The following is a 15,774-nucleotide window of genomic DNA, read 5'->3' on the forward strand; positions in this document are numbered from 1 at the left end:
GTAAGCCTGTACTGTTTCTGCGTTCCTTGATATTCGCCGTCGTCATGGCGATCGCCACCATTATCTGGTGCGTCGTCTGCATCCTGGCAACGCCGCTGCCGTACGCCCAGCGCTACTACGTAGTCTCGCGCTGGAATGTGTTCATCATCTGGTGCGCCAAGGTCATCTGCGGCATCGAATACGAGATCAAGGGCTGGGAGAACTTCCCGGACGCGCCGGCCGTGGTGCTGTCGAAGCACCAGTCGGCGTGGGAAACCATCTTCCTGCTGTGCAGCCTGCCGCGCCCGCTGGTGTTCGTGTTCAAGAAAGAGATCCTGTACATCCCCTTCTTCGGCTGGGGCATCGCCGCGCTGCGCATGATCCCGATCGACCGCAAGCAGGGCAAGAACGCCTTCAAGCAGGTGGTCGCGCACGGCAAGCGCCGCCTGAAGGCAGGCCTGTGGATTATCATGTTCCCGGAAGGGACGCGGATTCCCGTGGGCCAGTCCGGCAAGTACAAGAGCGGCGGCACGCGCCTGGCCATCGAGACCGGCGCCATGGTGGTGCCGATCGCGCTGAACTCGGGCGAATGCTGGCCCAAGAATTCATTTATCAAGAAGCCCGGCAAGGTGACGGTTTCCGTCGGCAAGCCGATTTCCTCGGAAGGACGCAGTCCGGACGAGTTGATGGAGCAGGTGGAACAGTGGATAGAATCAGAAATGCGCGTCATTTCGCCCCACGCCTACAGCGCTGGCTAGAGGACCTGGCCACCGCTGCCAGGCCGGCGGCCAGCAAGGCCGGCGAGGGGCAGCTCGATTTGTTCGGCGAGAGCGCGCCGGGCGTGGCGTCGCGCCCCGCCGGCCCCGCCGCCAATGCGGCGGTGATGCGCCAGCCGTCCTCGCCCGTTCCCGTTCCCGCACCTTCCACCTGGCAGGCTCCCCGCCCTGCATCCCCTGCTTCCGTATCCCCTGCTTCCGCAACACCGGCCCCGCCTGGCCCTGCTTCCCAGTCTGACGCAGCGCCATTCCGCTCCGCCGCCGGCGACGCGTCCGCAACCCACGCACCGCCCAGCGCCAACCTGCTGCGCCCGCCGCCTATCCCGGTGCGCGCGCCGGAGCCTCCCGCGCCGGAAGTGGACGCGCTGCCGCGCCGCCAGCTGCTGGTGGGCCAGTTCATCCTCGAATACACGCTGCGCCGCTCCACGCGCCGCTCGATCGGCTTCATGATCGACGACGATGGCCTGCGCGTGACCGCGCCCAAGCGCGTCAGCGTGGCCGAGATCGACAACGCCATCCGCGCCAAGCAGCACTGGATCATCTCCAAGCTGGACGAACGGCGCGAACGGCGCGCGGCGCGGCTGCAAAAGCCGCCGGTGGCGTGGGAAGACGGCGCCGTGCTGCCCTACCTGGGCGGCGAACTGAAACTGCGCCTGTACACGGCAACCCGCAACCGCACCGACTACAACGCCGACACGCGCGAGCTGCATATGGGACTGGTGCAGGGCGCCACCGAAACGCTGCTCAAGGAGCGCGTTCGCGCGTGGATGCAGCAGCAGGCCAAGGTACTGTTCGAGCAGCGCCTGGACCTGTACGCGGCGCGCCTGGGGGTGGAATACAGCGCCTTCGCGCTATCGTCCGCCGGCACGCGCTGGGGTTCATGCACGGTGCAGCGCGTGATCCGCCTGAACTGGCGCCTGATCCACTTCTCGCTGCCGCTGATCGACTACGTGGTGGCGCACGAACTGGCGCACATCCTGGAAATGAACCACAGCGCGCAATTCTGGGCCGCCGTCGGCCGCATCTACCCGGCGTACGACGAAGCCAAAGCCCTGCTGCGCAAGCGCGCGCAGGAGCTGCCGGTGCTGTTCAGCTGATCAAAGCCAGCCGCCAGCCGCAATTGTCAGGCGTGTGCTTCCTGCGGCAACAGGGCCGGCAGCAGCGCCAGCGTGCGCGCGGTGGCGCCGCGGTGCTGGTTGGCGAAGGCCTGGGCGCTGCGGCCCATGGCCGCGCGGGCGCTGTCGTCGCGCAGCAGGCCGGCGGCCTGCCGCATCAGGTCTTCGGCGCTGGCGATGCGGGCGGCGCCGCCGGCTTGCACGGCTTGCTCGGTGACCAGCGCGAAGTTGAAGGTATGCTCGCCGATCAGCACCGGCTTGCCCAGCGCTGCGGCTTCGATCAGGTTCTGGCCGCCCAGGGGCTGCAGGCTGCCGCCGATGAAGGCCACGTCGCAGGCGGAGAAGTAGGCGAACATTTCGCCCATGGAGTCGCCCAGCAGGACTTGGGTGGTTACCGCCACGGAGGCGCCGGGCTGCGTGAGCGCGCTGCGGCGCTGTGTGGGCAGGCCGCGCGTCAGCGCCATCTGTTCGACGGCGTCGAAGCGCTGCGGGTGGCGCGGGACCAGCAGCAGCAGCGTATCGGGAGGCATGGCGGCAGCGCCGGCAGCGGCCAGCGCGGCGCGGAACGCGTCCAGTATCAGTTCTTCTTCGCCTTCGCGGGTGCTGGCGCACAGCAGCACGGGACGGCCGCCGATCTGCGCGCGCAGCATGGCGCCGGTCGACAGCGCGGCGGCGGGCACCACCACGTCGAACTTGATGCTGCCGGTGACGGCCACTTGCGGCACGCCCAGCGAGCGCACGCGTTCGGCGTCCGCCTCGGTCTGCGCGGCCACCAGGGTGATGCCGCGCGCGGCGTCCGCGATCAGCGTGCCCAGTTTGCGCGCCTTGCGCAGCGAGCGCTCGGACAGGCGGGCGTTGGCCAGCACCACCGGCACGCCGGCCTTGCCGCATTCGGCGATCAGGGTCGGCCACACTTCGGTCTCCATCAGGATGCAGATGCGCGGCTCGAAGTGCTTGATGAAGCGCCGCACCATGGTGATGGTGTCGTACGGCAGATAGGCTTGCGCCAGTCGCGCGCCGTGCTTGCCGAACAGCTGCTTGCCGGTGGCGCGGCCGGTCGGCGTCATGTGCGTCATGACGATGCGGCTGCGCGGGTATTCCTTGAGCAGCGCGTCCACCAGCGGCTCGGCGGCGCGGGTTTCGCCCACGGAGACGGCGTGCAGCCAGATGGTGTGCGGTTCGTCGTTGGCGGCGCGCGGGCGGTAGACCGCCAGGCGCTCGTTCCAGTGCTGGCGGTAGCCCGCTTCCTTGCGTCCGCGCCACCACAGGCGGCCCAGCACCAGCGGCATGGCCAGCCACCACATCAGGGAGTAGAGTCTCAGCATGTCAGTTCGGACCGGGCAGCACGCTGCGGGCGGCGGCCAGCACTTCGGCCACCGGCGGCGGCGCGCCGCGGTCGCCCAGGTTGATGATTTTCGGCGACCAGTTGCCCTCGGTTTTCCAGCGCGGCGAGTCGGCGTAGATCTCCACCGTCGGCGTGGTGAAGGCGGCCGCGATGTGCGTCAGGCCGGTGTCCACGCCGACGGCCAGCGCCGCATGGCGCGCCAGCAGCACCGCGTCCGCCATGGACAGCTTGGGCAGCACGCGCGCGTTGGGCAGGCTGGCGGCCAGCGCTTCGGCTTCGGCTTTCTCTTTCGGTGAGCCCCACGGCAGCAATATCGTCATCGGCGCCAGCGCAGCGCCCAGTTCTATCCAGTTGGCCGGCGCCCATTTCTTGGCGTCGCGCGCGGTGCCGTGGAAGTAGACGGCGTACGGCCCGACCGGCATCCACTCGGGACGCGGATCGGACGGCGACACGGCGGGCAGGCCGAAGTCGGCCGGCGTGCCGGCGGCGTCGGCCAGATAGCCCAGCGCAGTGCCCACCACCAGGCGGCCGCGCGCCACCGCGTGCGTGCGCGGGTCGAGCGGAATGCTTTTGGTGTGGAAGAAGCGCGAAATGCCTTCGTAGCCGGAGCCTTCGCTGCCGTTGGCCAGGCCCACCTTCTGCCCGCCCTTCACCACGCGCGCGGCGCCCATGATGATGCCGGTCTTGAGCAGGCCCTGGGTGTCGAACACGTAATCGTACTGCTCGGCGCGCAGCGTGCGGAAGAAGGCCTTGATCTCGGCGCGCGTGGCCGGGCTGCCCAGGCTCTTGCGCCAGCGCCGCAGCGCGAACGGGATGATGTTGCGCACCCGCCCGTTCAGGCGCACCAGGCTGACGTAGCCCTCTTCCACCACCCAGTCGATTTGCGCGTCGGGATAGTGGCGCGCGATGTCGGCCACGATGGGCATGTTGTGCAGCACGTCCCCCAGGGAGGAGACGCGCACCAGCAGGATCTTCATAAGGAACGTGAAAACCGCGTTAGAAAGGCAGTTCCGCGTCCGGCTTGGCGGCCAGGATCACGCGCTTGAACTCGCCCTGGATGCGCGCCAGCGCCTCCGGCGTTTCGGCTTCGAAGCGCATCACGATCACCGGGGTGGTGTTCGAGGAGCGCGCCAGGCCGAAGCCGTCCGCGTATTCCACGCGCAGGCCGTCGATGGTGATGATGCGTTCGTTGCCGGGGAACTTGGCGTCGCTGCGCAGCTTGTCCATGACGATGAAGTTCTCGCCTTCCTTCAGGTGCAGGTGCAGCTCGGGGGTGCTGTCCGACTGCGGCAGGGAGTTCAGCAGCGCCGACGGATCGGCTTCGCGGGTCAGGATTTCCAGCATGCGCGCGCCCGAGTACAGGCCGTCGTCGAAGCCGTACCAGCGGTCCTTGAAGAAGATGTGGCCGCTCATTTCGCCGCCCAGCGGGGCGCCGGTTTCCTTCAGCTTGGCCTTCACCAGCGAGTGGCCGGTCTTGTACATCAGCGGCACGCCGCCGCTCTTTTCGATGAACGGCGCCAGGTGGCGGGTGCACTTCACGTCGTACAGGATCTGCTCGCCCGGATGGCGGGTCAGCACGTCCTGCGCGAACAGCATCATCTGGCGGTCCGGGTAGATGATCTGGCCGTCCTTGGTGACGATGCCCAGGCGGTCGCCGTCGCCGTCGAAGGCCAGGCCGATCTCGGCGTCGGTCTCCTGCAGCGCGCGGATCAGGTCCTGCAGGTTTTCAGGATGCGCCGGGTCCGGGTGGTGGTTGGGGAAGGTGCCGTCCACTTCGCAGAACAGTTCCACCACTTCGCAGCCCATGCCGCGGTACAGGTCGCCCGCGAAGGCGCCGGCCACGCCGTTGCCGCAGTCCACCGCGATCTTGATCGGGCGCGCGATCTTCACGTCGCCGATGATGCGCGCCAGGTATTCGGCGCGGATGTCGTGGGTGCTGTAGGCGCCCGGCTCGGCCGCCACCTTATCGGCGTTGGCCAGGATGGAGTCGTACAGGCCGGTAATCGCCTCGCCGTGGATGGCTTCGCCCGCCAGCACCATCTTGAAGCCGTTGTAGTCGGGCGGGTTATGGCTGCCGGTGACCATGATGCCCGATTTGGCCGACAGCACGTTGGTGCCGAAGTACACCATCGGCGTGGCCACCACGCCCAGGTCAATCACGTCCACGCCGGCCGATTGCAGGCCTTGCGCCAGCGCAGCGGCCAGCTCGGGGCCGGACAGGCGGCCGTCGCGGCCGATCACCACGCTGCGTTCGCCCTTGGCGGCGGCGGCCAGGCCGAAGGCGTGGCCGATTTGCCTGGCAACGCCGGCGTCCAGGGTTTTGCCGATGATGCCGCGGATATCGTAAGCTTTGAAGATCGATTTAGACAGGGAGACCATAGGGGATATTGGAAAGTGAGAAAAAAACAGCCTGCACAAAAAAGCAGCCCGCACAAGTGCGGGCGCCGATGCAATTGCTAGCCAATTGCTTGCAAGTATAACCTGTAACGCGGGTGCGAAGCTGACGACAGCCCGCGCCGCGCGCGGGGCGTCAGATGCGCAGGCCGTCCAGCGCCTTGCCCGAATCGACCCATTCCTTGACCCATTTCGGCTGGCGGCCGCGGCCGGTCCATTGCTGCGACGCGTCGGCCGGATTGCGGTAGCGGGCCGCCACCGTGTTGCCGGTCTTGACGCGCACCGCATTGCCGATCAGGTCTTTCACCGGTACGCCGACGGATTGGGCGATGGCCAGTATCTGCTCACGCGCTTTCGCCAGGTCTTCGCTTTCGCGTTTCTTTAATTCGCGCTCCAGCTGTTTTTGCAGATCGCGCAATTGAGCCGAAGACAGATTCGTCAGATCCATAACTTTATCCTTTTGTGATTGGGTAAAATGATTCTGATCGAAATATACTACAAAATGTAAATTTTCCTAGTGTTTCTTGTGCCGTATCATCCACCGTGGCGCTTTAAATCTCACAATGCGCACATATAACCAGATGTAGCTGGTCATAAACAACAGGCAGAAGACCATCAACACCCAGGTATGGCGCCAGAACATGGTGGCGGGAATAACCGCCATCAGCGAAAACATCCACAGATAAGGCGAGGTCAATGAATTGCGGCGCAATAAGGCGCGCCCTTCCTTGCGTCCCACCGCCCATTGCACGATGCGGCGGAATATCAGGCTGTGTAAATGTATGCCGTCCGGCATGGTCGGCGATTTGCCGCGCACGAACATGCGGCGATAGGCCGAAAATAGCGTTTCAAAAGCCGGATAGAGCAGCAGCAGCGCGGCGTACCAGGTGGACACCTGCGGATTGCGCACCACCAGCAGCAGCGCCAGTTCGCCTAGCATAAATCCGATAAAGTAGGCGCCGCCGTCGCCCAGGAAGATCAGGCCCACCGGGTAGTTCCAGATCAGGAAACCGGCCGTGGCGCCTGCCACCATCAGCGCCGCCACCAGCACGAACATATCGTTGACCTGCAAGGCCACATAACCGAGAGAAAGCAGCATGCAGATAGTGACCACGCTGGCCAGGCCATTAAAACCGTCGATAATATTAATCGCATTGGCAATACCGGCCACCGCCAGTACCGACAGCGGCAGCGCCAGCCAGATAGCCAGCGGCCAGACCGAGAATGGCCAATCGATGCGGTCCAGGCGCGCGTCCAGCAGGAAATAAGCCAGCAAAGCGGCCGCCATGGTCAGCAGCAGGCGGCGCATGGCGCTCACCTTGCCCGTATAATCCTCGACGATGCCGCCGGCGAAAGCGATGAAGGAACAGGCCATCAGCGACACCATCCAGCTGGTCATGGCCGGCACCCGCCAAATGGAGATGCACGCGCTTAATGCGACGGCAAAGAATATCGACAGCCCGCCGATACGGGCCACCGAATGAACGTGGTTTTTTTGTACGCCGCCGAAATCCGAATCAAGCGCCGGCCCGTGCAATTTCGCTTCTTTAATGACCAGCAAGGTCAGGAGCGCGGACGCAATAAAGCTGACTAAGAATGAAAACATTATTATCTATCAATACAAGATTCCGGAGCGCGTGCCAACCCGCAATGCGGCCAGCCATGCGCAATCGCAGGGGGCGGCAGGATTTTAACAAATACCGCCGCGCACCGCGCCGCGCTTACCATTCGATACAATTGCGCGCCAGGCCTAGCGCATGCACAGGGCCAGCGCGTCGCGCCAGTGCGGCAGCTGGCAGAACTGCTCCATCAGGCGCTGGGAAGACAGCACCGAATAATGCGGCCGGCGCGCCGGCACCGGGTATTCGGCGCTGGTGATGGGCTGCAGCCGGCACGCGATGCCGGCCTGCTCGATGATGGCCTGGGTGAACTCGAACCAGGTGGTCTGGCCCTGGCTGCTCAGGTGGTAGATGCCGCTGTGGCGCGTCCACCACTCGGCACCCGCCGCCGGGCCTTGGGTTCCGCCCCGGGCCTGGGCCAATACCAGCGCGGTGGCGTCGGCGATGGTGCGGCTCCAGGTCGGCGCGCCGTGCTGGTCGGCCACGATGCGCAGCTCGTCGCGCTCGCGCGCCAGTTTCAGCATGGTGAGCAGGAAATTCTTGCCGCGCATGCCGTACACCCAGCTGGTGCGGAAAATCAGGTGCGGAATGCCGGCCGCCGCGATGGCTTGCTCGCCGGCCAGCTTGCTGGCGCCGTATACATTGATGGGGCCGGTGGCGTCGCCCTCCGCGCGCGGCGCCGGGTCGTCGCCCGGGAATACGTAGTCGGTGGAATAGTGCACCAGCGCCGCGCCCAGCTTTTTCGCTTCCTCGGCCATGACGCCGGGCGCCTCGGCGTTGATGCGGAAGGCCAGCTCCGGCTCGCTTTCCGCCTTGTCCACCGCCGTGTAGGCGGCCGGGTTGACGATCAGCCCGGGCTGCACGGCGCGGATCACGGCGCGCACCTGGTCCAGGTCGGCCAGGTCCATGCGGCTGCGGTCCAGCGCCACCACCTGGCCCAGCCCTTGCAGGCTGCGCTCGAGCTCGTAGCCCACCTGGCCGCTGCTGCCGGTCAGCAGGATCTTCATGGGAAGGTTTCCGCTTGCGCCAGCGGCACGCCGCCCTTGTCCTTGGCCGACAGCAAGGGCTCGCCGTCCAGCGGCCAGACGATGCCGACCGCCGGGTCGTTCCAGATCACCGAGCGCTCGAACTCGGGCGCCCAGTAGTCGGTGGTCTTGTACTGCACTTCGGCCATGTCGCTGGTGACGGTGAAGCCGTGCGCGAAGCCGGGCGGTATCCACAGCTGGTGCTTGTTGTCCGCCGACAGTTCCACCCCATACCACTGGCCGAAGGTCGGCGAACTCTTGCGCAGGTCCAGCACCACGTCGTAGATGGCGCCGGCCGTCACCCGCACCAGCTTGCCCTGCGGCTGCTGGATCTGGTAGTGCATGCCGCGCAGCACGCCCTTGGCCGAGCGCGAGTGGTTGTCCTGCACGAACTCGGCCGTCACGCCGGTCAGCTCGGTGAAGCGGCGCGCGTTAAAGCTTTCGTAGAAATAACCGCGCGCGTCGCCGAACACGGTGGGCTCGATCAGCAGCAGGCCCTCGAGCGGGGTGGCATGGATTTTCATCGCGACACAACCTTGTCTTCCAGGATTTGCAGCAGGTATTGGCCGTAGTTGTTTTTCTTCAGCGGTTCCGCCAGCCGGCGCAGCTGGGCCGCGTCGATATAGCCCTTGCGGTAGGCGATCTCTTCCGGGCAAGCCACTTTCAGGCCCTGGCGCTTTTCGATGGTGGCGATGAATTGCGACGCGTCCAGCAGCGACTCGTGGGTGCCGGTGTCGAGCCAGGCCATGCCGCGCCCCATCACCTCCACGTTGAGCTGCTGCGCCTCCAGGTAGGCGCGGTTGACGTCGGTGATCTCCAGCTCGCCGCGCGCGGACGGCTTGATGCCGGCGGCGATGTCGCACACCTGGTTGTCGTAGAAGTACAGGCCGGTGACCGCGTAGTTCGACTTCGGCACGGCCGGCTTTTCCTCGATGCTGACGGCGCGCCGCTCCTTGTCGAACTCCACCACGCCGTAGCGCTCGGGGTCGTGCACGTGGTAGGCGAACACGGTGGCGCCGGATTCCTGTTCGGCCGCGCTGCGCAGCAAGGCGTCCAGGTCGTTGCCGTAGTAGATGTTATCGCCCAGGATCAGCGCGGACGGCGAGTCGCCGACGAATTCGCGGCCGATGATGAAGGCTTGCGCCAGGCCGTCCGGCGAAGGCTGCACCGCGTAGCTCAGCTTGATGCCCCACTGGCTGCCGTCGCCCAGCAGGTCCTGGAAGCGCGGCGTGTCCTGCGGCGTGGAGATGATAAGGATCTCGCGCATGCCGGCCAGCATCAGCGTGGTCAGCGGATGGTAGATCATCGGCTTGTCGTAGATCGGCAGCAGCTGCTTGGACACGCTCATGGTGACCGGGTACAGGCGGGTGCCGGAACCGCCGGCCAGGATGATGCCTTTGCGGCTGCTCACAGGATTGCTGACAGGATTGGTCATTGCGCGCCGTCCCGGTTGAAGTAATTGGTTTCCACCCATTTCGCGTAGCTGCCCGACTGCACGTCGGCCACCCAGGGCTGGTTGTCGAGATACCACTGCACGGTTTTCTTGATGCCGGTCTGGAAGGTCTCGGCGGGTCTCCAGCCCAGTTCGCGCTCCAGCTTGCGCGCGTCGATCGCGTAGCGGCGGTCATGGCCGGGCCGGTCTTTGACGAAGGTGATCTGGTCGCGGTAGCTGCCGGCCGCCTTCGGCTTGAGCTGGTCCAGCATGTCGCACAGGGTGTGCACCACGTCCAGGTTGGCCATCTCGTTCCAGCCGCCCACGTTGTAGGTCTCGCCCAGGCGGCCCGCGTCCAGCACGCGGCGGATGGCCGCGCAGTGGTCGCTCACATACAGCCAGTCGCGCACCTGCTGGCCGTCGCCGTAGATCGGCAGCGGCTTGCCGGCCTGCGCGTTGGCGATGATCAGCGGGATCAGCTTCTCCGGGAAATGGTAGGGGCCGTAGTTGTTGGAGCAGTTGGTGGTCAGGGTGGGGAAGCCGTAGGTGTGGTGGTAGGAACGCACCAGGTGGTCCGAGGCGGCCTTGGAGGCCGAGTACGGGCTGTTCGGCGCATAGGCCGTGGTTTCGCTGAAGGGCGCGTCGTCCGGGCCCAGGGTGCCGTACACCTCGTCGGTGGACACGTGCAGGAAGCGGAACGCGGCGCGCTCGGCCTCGGGCAGCGCGCCCCAGTAACTGCGGGCCGCCTCCAGCAGGCTGAAGGTGCCGTTGATGTTGGTCTGGATGAACTCGCCGGGTCCGAGGATGGACCGGTCGACATGGCTTTCGGCGGCAAAGTGCACGATGGCGCGCGGCTTGTGGGTGCGCAGCAGTTCCAGCACCAGCGCCTGGTCGCAGATGTCGCCGCGCACGAAGGTATGGCGGCTGTCGTTCTTCAGCGTGGCCAGGTTATTCAAGTTGCCCGCGTAGGTCAGCTTGTCAAAATTCAGGACGGGCTCATCCGATTGTGCCAGCCAGTCGAGTACAAAGTTAGAGCCGATAAAGCCCGCACCGCCTGTAACAAAAATCATTTAGCGTCCCGCTCAGAGCGTTGAATTAGTCATAGGCATGATTTTATGTGAAACTCGCCGGATTCCGCGAGATTTTAGCGCCGCTTACAACTTATTTCTTCAATTGCAACACTTATGAAAACCTATGTGATTGGCGACCTGCAAGGCTGCCACGACCAGACCGTCGCCCTGGTCGACCGCATCCTTGCCCAGGAAGAACAGGCACCGTCCATTTTGTTCACGGGCGACCTGATCAACCGGGGGCCGGACTCGCTGGCCACCTTGCGCTATGTGCACGCGCTGGCGGTGGCCAGCGGCGGCCGCATCGACAGCGTGCTGGGCAACCACGACCTGCACCTGCTGGCGGTGGCCAACGGCATCCGCCCCGCGTCCGGTTCGGACACGCTGGAGCACATCCTGGAAGCGCCGGACGGCGCCGAACTGCTGGACTGGCTGCGCACGCGGCCCATGGCCATGCTGCGCAACGGCCACCTGCTGGTGCACGGCGGCGTGCTGCCGCAGTGGGACGCGGCGCAGGTGATGGCGCTGGCGGGCGAAGTGGAGACGGCGCTGCGCGGCACCGCCTGGACCGGCTTCCTGGCGCAGATGTACGGCAACCAGCCGGAGGCCTGGAGCGACGAGCTGCAAGGGCCGGCGCGGCTGCGCTGCATCGTCAACGCGCTGACGCGGCTGCGTTTTTGCAGCATGGACGGGGTGATGGACTTCAAGCTGAAGGAAAGCGCCAAGGCCGACCCGGCCAGCGGCCTGATGCCGTGGTTCGAGGTGCCGGGCCGGCGCACGCAGGACGTGACGGTGGTGTTCGGCCACTGGTCGGCGCTGGGGCTGATGTTGAAACCGAACCTGATCGCGCTCGACACCGGCTGCGTGTGGGGCGGCTACCTGTCGGCCGTGTGCCTGGACGACAGGTCGCTGATGCAGGTGCAGTGCCCCGAATACCGGGAGCACGCGGGCAAAAGGTAGGGAGGGTCAGGCCGCATTGGGCCGCAACCCGCCGGGCTCCGGCGCGATGCCCAGCCCGGCCGCGACGGCGTCATGCGCCGCCTGCGCCAGCTCGCGGCGGTGGCCGCCGGCCGCGTCGATGGGCGGCATGTACTTCAGGCGCGCGCGCACCGGCGTGCCGCGCAGGATGGCCAGCACGCTCTCGGCGAAGGTGGTCTCGCCGATGAAATCCACGTTCGGGTGGTGGCCGCCGGAGGCGTCCGAATAGCTGAGCGCCAGCGGCTGCACCATCACCCTGGCGTCCACCGCCGCCTCGAACAGGTTGGCGTGGAAAGGCAGCAGCGAACCTTGCGGCGCGGTAGTGCCCTCCGGGAAGAAGGCCACCCGCTCGCCGGCCTGCAGGCTGTGCACCAGGCCCTTGAAGATATTGCGCAGGTCGCGCTTGCTGCCGCGCGCGATGAACACCGTGCCCGCCTTCTCGGCCAGCCAGCCGGCCAGCGGCCAGGAGCGGATCTCCGCCTTGGCCACGAAGCGGCAGGGATAGAGCGCATCGACCACGAAGATATCCAGCCACGACACATGGTTGGCGACGATCATGGCGTGCTCCAGCGGCTGGGCGCTGTCCGGCGCCATCTCCACCTTCACATTGCAGATGCCGAGCAAGGTGCGCGACCAGCGCCGGATGTGGCGGTTGCGCGCCGCGACGCCGATCCAGGGGAAGATGGTGGCGCACACGGCCATGCCGTACAGCACGTGCAGCACCATCCGCAGCAAGCGGTAAATAAGCAAAATATTCACACTTCCACAGGCGGGGTCAGGTCCGGCATCGCGCCAAATGGCGCGATGCCGGACCTGACCCCAAACGAAAAAAAATTAGCGGGCGTTGCGCTGGTAGGCGACGCGGCCGGCGACGATGGTGGTGTGCACCTGCCCTGCCAGCTCGTAGCCGAGGAACGGCGTGTGCTTGCCCTGGCTGGCCAGCGCGCGGCCGTCCACGGTCCAGCGCGCGGCCGGGTCGAAGATGCAGACGTCGGCCGCGCTGCCCACGCCGAGCTGGCCGGCGCCGTGGCTGCGGTCCAGCCCCGAGACGCGCGCGGCGTCGGCGCTGATGCGGCTCACGGCCAGCGCCAGCGCGCCCTCCTGGTCCATGCCCGGCTGGGCGGCAGCGTAGTCGGCGGCCCACTTCAGGGCCAGCGACAGCAGCAGCTCCAGGCCGGTGGCGCCCGGCGAGGCTTCGCCGAACGGCAGCAGCTTTTCGTCGTCGTCCACCGGGGTGTGGTCGGAGCAGATGGCGTCGACCGTGCCGTCCAGCAGCGCGGCGCGGATGGCGTCGCGGTCGCGCTGGGCGCGGAACGGCGGCGTGACGCGGGCGTTGGAGTCGAAGAAGCCGATGTCGGCGTCGGTCAGGTGCACGTGGTGGGCGCCGACGTCGCAGCTGACCGGCAGGCCTTCGGCCTTGGCCGCGCGCACCAGCGCCAGGCCGGCGGCCGAGGAGATGCGGCACAGGTGGACGCGGGCGCCGGTGGCGCGCATCAGCTCGAAGATGGTGTGCAGGGCGATGGTTTCGGCCATCACCGGCACGCCGGACAGGCCCAGGCGCGAGGCCAGCGGGCCGCTGTGGGCCACGCCGCCGCGGCCGATGTAGGCGTCCTGCGGGCGCAGCCAGACGGTGTAGTCGAAGGTCTTGGCGTACTGCAGCGCGCGCAGCAGCACGGTGGTGTCTTCCACCGGCACTTCGGCCTGCGAGAAGCCGATGCAGCCGGAGCCGGTGAGCTCGGCCATTTCGGTGATGGACTGGCCTTTCAGGCCGATGGTCAGCGCGCCCAGCGGGTGCACGTGGGCCTGCTCCAGGCGGCGCGCGCGGTGCTTGAGCATTTCCACCAGGCCGGGCTCGTCGAGCACCGGGTCGGTGTCGGGCGGGCACACCAGGCTGGTGACGCCGCCTTGCATGGCGGCCTGCATTTCCGATTCCAGCGTGGCCTTGTATTCGTAGCCCGGTTCGCGCAGGCGCACGGCCAGGTCGACCAGGCCGGGGGCGACCACCAGGCCGCTGGCGTCGATGGTTTGCCCGGCCGTAAAGCCGGCAGGAGCGGTCGCCAGCGCCACCACCTTGCCGTCCTCAATGTACAGGTCCTGCACGCCGTCCACGCCATTGGCCGGGTCGATCACGCGGCCGTTCTTGATTACCAGTTTCATTCCTTCGCCCCTGCCAGAATACTCATCACCGCCATGCGGACTGCAATACCAAACGTGACCTGCGGCAGGATCACCGCCTGCGGGCCGTCGGCCACGGCCGAGTCGATCTCCACGCCGCGGTTCATCGGGCCCGGGTGCATGACGATGGCGTCCGGCTTGGCCAGCGCCAGGCGTTCCGGCGTGAGGCCGTAGTTCTTGAAGTATTCCTGCGCCGACGGCAGCAGCGCGCCGTTCATGCGCTCGTTCTGCAAGCGCAGCATGATGATCACGTCCACGCCCTTCAGGCCTTCATCCATGTTGGTGAAGGTGCGCACGCCCATCTGGTCCAGGCCGCCCGGCAGCAGCGTGTGCGGGCCGATGGCGCGCACTTCGGGCACGCCCAGGGTGGTCAGCGCGTGGATGTCGGAACGGGCCACGCGGCTGTGCAGGATGTCGCCCACGATGGCCACCGTCAGGTTGGTGAAGTCCTTCTTGTAGTGGCGGATGGTGTACATGTCCAGCAGGCCCTGGGTCGGGTGCGCGTGGCGGCCGTCGCCCGCGTTCACCACGTGCACGTGGCTCTGCTTGTGGTCGTTCAGGTGCTTGGCGATCAGGTAGGGCGCGCCGGACTGCGAGTGGCGCACCACGAACATGTCGGCGTGCATGGCCGACAGGTTGTCGATGGTGTCGAGCAGCGATTCGCCCTTGCTGGCCGAGGAAGCCTGGATGTTCAGGTTGATCACGTCGGCCGACAGGCGCTTGGAGGCGATCTCGAAGGTGGTGCGGGTGCGCGTGGAGTTCTCGAAGAACAGGTTGAACACGCTTTTGCCGCGCATCAGCGGCACTTTCTTCACTTCGCGGTCGGACACGCCGACGAAGGAGGACGCGGTGTCCAGGATGTGGTTGACGATGGACTTGGGCAGCCCTTCGATCGACAGCAAGTGCTGGAGCTCGCCGTGTTTGTTCAGTTGCGGATTAAGCATGGTCGTTTTCGATGGTAAGCGTGAATTGTCCGGCGTCGGTGCGCTTCAGGCGCAGCGCCTGGCCCGGCTGCACCGCGACCCGCGCGGCGACGAAGTCGGCGGCCACCGGCAGCTGGCGCTCGCCGCGGTCGACCAGCGCGGCCAGCATGATGCGCGCCGGGCGGCCGTAGTCGAACAGCTCGTTGATGGCGGCGCGGGTGGTGCGGCCGGTGTAGAGCACGTCGTCCACCAGCAGCAGGGTGGCGCCGGCCACGTCGAAACCGATCTGGGTGGGCTTCACTTCGGCCGGCAGGCCCTTCTTCGCGAAGTCGTCGCGGTAGAAGGACACGTCCAGCACGCCGCAGCGCGACGACAGGCCGAGGTCGGCCGCGAGGCGCTCGGCCAGCCAGGCGCCGCCGGAGTGGATGCCGACGATGGCCGGCTCGTGGGCGTCGGCCAGGCCGGCTTTCACCTGCTGCAGCAGCTCGGCGTACAGCGCTTCCGCGTCCAGCGAGGCCGGCGCGGTGGGGTTAGTTGGTAGGGACATATTCGTCAAAGTATTGTTGCAAAATGATGGAGGCGGCGCGGTCGTCGATGACCTCCCCGCGCTTGGCCGAAATGACGGCCGACGAGTAGCGCTCGTCGACCAGCACCACCGGCAGGTTGAAGCGGCCGTTGAGCTGATTGGCGAACTTGCGGCAGCGCGCCGTCATGTCGTGCGCGGTGCCGTCCGGATGGCTGGGCAGGCCGACCACGAAGCGGGTCGGCTCCCATTGCCGTATCAGCTCGGCGATTTCGCCGAAGCGCGCGTCGTTGCCGACGCTGGAAATGACGGCCAGCGGCGTCGCTTGGCGCAGCACGCTGTTGCCGATGGCAACGCCGATGCGCTTGATGCCGAAATCGAAGCCGAGGATGGTGTCGAGTTGCTCCACGCTCAGCACCG

At 66.6% G+C, this 15,774-nt stretch carries 17 protein-coding genes; 3 read left to right on the top strand and 14 right to left on the bottom strand.

All coding sequences use genetic code 11. From position 1 onward, the window contains the following. Positions 1 to 44 precede the first annotated feature (44 nt). Both AC56DV_RS05605 and AC56DV_RS05610 read left to right on the top strand, forming a co-directional pair. Positions 45 to 737, top strand: coding sequence for a lysophospholipid acyltransferase family protein (locus tag AC56DV_RS05605; protein ID WP_496313317.1), 693 nt, complete (start codon positions 45 to 47; stop codon positions 735 to 737). Beyond that, positions 683 to 1,852 (top strand): M48 family metallopeptidase, encoded by a 1,170-nt coding sequence (locus tag AC56DV_RS05610; protein WP_496313318.1) that lies wholly within the window; start codon positions 683 to 685, stop codon positions 1,850 to 1,852. Before AC56DV_RS05605 ends, AC56DV_RS05610 begins: the two co-directional genes overlap by 55 nt. 26 nt (positions 1,853 to 1,878) lie before the next feature. Here AC56DV_RS05610 and waaA read toward each other — a convergent pair whose 3' ends face one another. From waaA to rfbB, 9 genes are all read right to left on the bottom strand, one after another. Next, the gene (gene waaA, locus AC56DV_RS05615; protein WP_496313319.1) at positions 1,879 to 3,195 is read right to left on the bottom strand and encodes a lipid IV(A) 3-deoxy-D-manno-octulosonic acid transferase; all 1,317 of its coding nucleotides are present in this window, start codon (positions 3,193 to 3,195) and stop codon (positions 1,879 to 1,881) included. 1 nt (position 3,196) lies between these two features. Beyond that, positions 3,197 to 4,192, bottom strand: a complete 996-nt coding sequence (gene waaC / locus AC56DV_RS05620; protein ID WP_496313320.1) for a lipopolysaccharide heptosyltransferase I — start codon at positions 4,190 to 4,192, stop codon at positions 3,197 to 3,199. A gap of 19 nt (positions 4,193 to 4,211) precedes the next feature. Next, positions 4,212 to 5,594, bottom strand: a complete 1,383-nt coding sequence (locus AC56DV_RS05625; protein ID WP_496313321.1) for a phosphomannomutase/phosphoglucomutase — start codon at positions 5,592 to 5,594, stop codon at positions 4,212 to 4,214. A gap of 151 nt (positions 5,595 to 5,745) precedes the next feature. Further along, complete coding sequence (locus AC56DV_RS05630; protein WP_496313322.1) at positions 5,746 to 6,057, bottom strand: H-NS histone family protein; 312 nt, start codon at positions 6,055 to 6,057, stop codon at positions 5,746 to 5,748. Positions 6,058 to 6,123: 66 nt separating this feature from the next. After that, complete coding sequence (locus AC56DV_RS05635; RefSeq protein WP_496313323.1) at positions 6,124 to 7,215, bottom strand: glycosyltransferase family 4 protein; 1,092 nt, start codon at positions 7,213 to 7,215, stop codon at positions 6,124 to 6,126. Positions 7,216 to 7,359: 144 nt separating this feature from the next. Beyond that, on the bottom strand, positions 7,360 to 8,235 hold the full coding sequence (gene rfbD / locus AC56DV_RS05640) for a dTDP-4-dehydrorhamnose reductase (RefSeq protein WP_496313324.1): 876 nt from the start codon (positions 8,233 to 8,235) through the stop codon (positions 7,360 to 7,362). Continuing rightward, a complete protein-coding gene (gene rfbC / locus AC56DV_RS05645; RefSeq protein ID WP_496313325.1) occupies positions 8,232 to 8,777 on the bottom strand; it encodes a dTDP-4-dehydrorhamnose 3,5-epimerase in 546 nt (181 codons plus the stop codon). Before rfbC ends, rfbD begins: the two co-directional genes overlap by 4 nt. After that, positions 8,774 to 9,688 carry a glucose-1-phosphate thymidylyltransferase RfbA gene (gene rfbA / locus AC56DV_RS05650; protein ID WP_496313326.1) on the bottom strand — a complete coding sequence of 305 codons (915 nt, stop codon included), beginning with the start codon at positions 9,686 to 9,688 and terminating at the stop codon, positions 8,774 to 8,776. The genes rfbC and rfbA overlap by 4 nt, the downstream gene beginning before the upstream one ends. Then, complete coding sequence (gene rfbB / locus AC56DV_RS05655) at positions 9,685 to 10,755, bottom strand: dTDP-glucose 4,6-dehydratase (RefSeq protein WP_496313327.1); 1,071 nt, start codon at positions 10,753 to 10,755, stop codon at positions 9,685 to 9,687. Before rfbB ends, rfbA begins: the two co-directional genes overlap by 4 nt. A 114-nt stretch (positions 10,756 to 10,869) precedes the next feature. Between rfbB and AC56DV_RS05660 the strand changes: the two genes are divergently transcribed. Beyond that, a complete protein-coding gene (locus AC56DV_RS05660) occupies positions 10,870 to 11,715 on the top strand; it encodes a symmetrical bis(5'-nucleosyl)-tetraphosphatase (RefSeq protein ID WP_496313328.1) in 846 nt (281 codons plus the stop codon). 6 nt (positions 11,716 to 11,721) lie between these two features. On the opposite strand, the gene AC56DV_RS05665 is transcribed toward AC56DV_RS05660, so the two are convergent. From AC56DV_RS05665 to ruvX, 5 genes are all read right to left on the bottom strand, one after another. Next, the gene (locus AC56DV_RS05665) at positions 11,722 to 12,492 is read right to left on the bottom strand and encodes a lysophospholipid acyltransferase family protein (RefSeq protein ID WP_496313329.1); all 771 of its coding nucleotides are present in this window, start codon (positions 12,490 to 12,492) and stop codon (positions 11,722 to 11,724) included. 75 nt (positions 12,493 to 12,567) lie between these two features. Then, on the bottom strand, positions 12,568 to 13,890 hold the full coding sequence (locus tag AC56DV_RS05670; protein ID WP_496313330.1) for a dihydroorotase: 1,323 nt from the start codon (positions 13,888 to 13,890) through the stop codon (positions 12,568 to 12,570). Next, positions 13,887 to 14,852 carry an aspartate carbamoyltransferase catalytic subunit gene (locus AC56DV_RS05675; protein ID WP_496313331.1) on the bottom strand — a complete coding sequence of 322 codons (966 nt, stop codon included), beginning with the start codon at positions 14,850 to 14,852 and terminating at the stop codon, positions 13,887 to 13,889. Before AC56DV_RS05675 ends, AC56DV_RS05670 begins: the two co-directional genes overlap by 4 nt. After that, positions 14,845 to 15,378 carry a bifunctional pyr operon transcriptional regulator/uracil phosphoribosyltransferase PyrR gene (gene pyrR, locus AC56DV_RS05680; protein ID WP_496313332.1) on the bottom strand — a complete coding sequence of 178 codons (534 nt, stop codon included), beginning with the start codon at positions 15,376 to 15,378 and terminating at the stop codon, positions 14,845 to 14,847. Before pyrR ends, AC56DV_RS05675 begins: the two co-directional genes overlap by 8 nt. Next, complete coding sequence (gene ruvX / locus AC56DV_RS05685) at positions 15,362 to 15,769, bottom strand: Holliday junction resolvase RuvX (protein WP_496313825.1); 408 nt, start codon at positions 15,767 to 15,769, stop codon at positions 15,362 to 15,364. Before ruvX ends, pyrR begins: the two co-directional genes overlap by 17 nt. Positions 15,770 to 15,774: the final 5 nt, after the last annotated feature.

This window comes from Massilia sp. BGA-UO-ETr-WB1, assembly GCF_059567845.1.

What these genes read in the sequence shown, in the direction of transcription:
- AC56DV_RS05605 (WP_496313317.1), top strand. Translation starts at nt 45, where the DNA reads ATGGCGATCGCCACCATTATCTGGTGCGTCGTCTGCATCCTGGCAACG.
- waaA (WP_496313319.1), bottom strand. Translation starts at nt 3,195, where the DNA reads ATGCTGAGACTCTACTCCCTGATGTGGTGGCTGGCCATGCCGCTGGTG.
- waaC (WP_496313320.1), bottom strand. Translation starts at nt 4,192, where the DNA reads ATGAAGATCCTGCTGGTGCGCGTCTCCTCCCTGGGGGACGTGCTGCAC.
- AC56DV_RS05625 (WP_496313321.1), bottom strand. Translation starts at nt 5,594, where the DNA reads ATGGTCTCCCTGTCTAAATCGATCTTCAAAGCTTACGATATCCGCGGC.
- AC56DV_RS05630 (WP_496313322.1), bottom strand. Translation starts at nt 6,057, where the DNA reads ATGGATCTGACGAATCTGTCTTCGGCTCAATTGCGCGATCTGCAAAAA.
- AC56DV_RS05635 (WP_496313323.1), bottom strand. Translation starts at nt 7,215, where the DNA reads ATGTTTTCATTCTTAGTCAGCTTTATTGCGTCCGCGCTCCTGACCTTG.
- rfbD (WP_496313324.1), bottom strand. Translation starts at nt 8,235, where the DNA reads ATGAAGATCCTGCTGACCGGCAGCAGCGGCCAGGTGGGCTACGAGCTC.
- rfbC (WP_496313325.1), bottom strand. Translation starts at nt 8,777, where the DNA reads ATGAAAATCCATGCCACCCCGCTCGAGGGCCTGCTGCTGATCGAGCCC.
- rfbA (WP_496313326.1), bottom strand. Translation starts at nt 9,688, where the DNA reads ATGACCAATCCTGTCAGCAATCCTGTGAGCAGCCGCAAAGGCATCATC.
- rfbB (WP_496313327.1), bottom strand. Translation starts at nt 10,755, where the DNA reads ATGATTTTTGTTACAGGCGGTGCGGGCTTTATCGGCTCTAACTTTGTA.
- AC56DV_RS05660 (WP_496313328.1), top strand. Translation starts at nt 10,870, where the DNA reads ATGAAAACCTATGTGATTGGCGACCTGCAAGGCTGCCACGACCAGACC.
- AC56DV_RS05670 (WP_496313330.1), bottom strand. Translation starts at nt 13,890, where the DNA reads ATGAAACTGGTAATCAAGAACGGCCGCGTGATCGACCCGGCCAATGGC.
- AC56DV_RS05675 (WP_496313331.1), bottom strand. Translation starts at nt 14,852, where the DNA reads ATGCTTAATCCGCAACTGAACAAACACGGCGAGCTCCAGCACTTGCTG.
- pyrR (WP_496313332.1), bottom strand. Translation starts at nt 15,378, where the DNA reads ATGTCCCTACCAACTAACCCCACCGCGCCGGCCTCGCTGGACGCGGAA.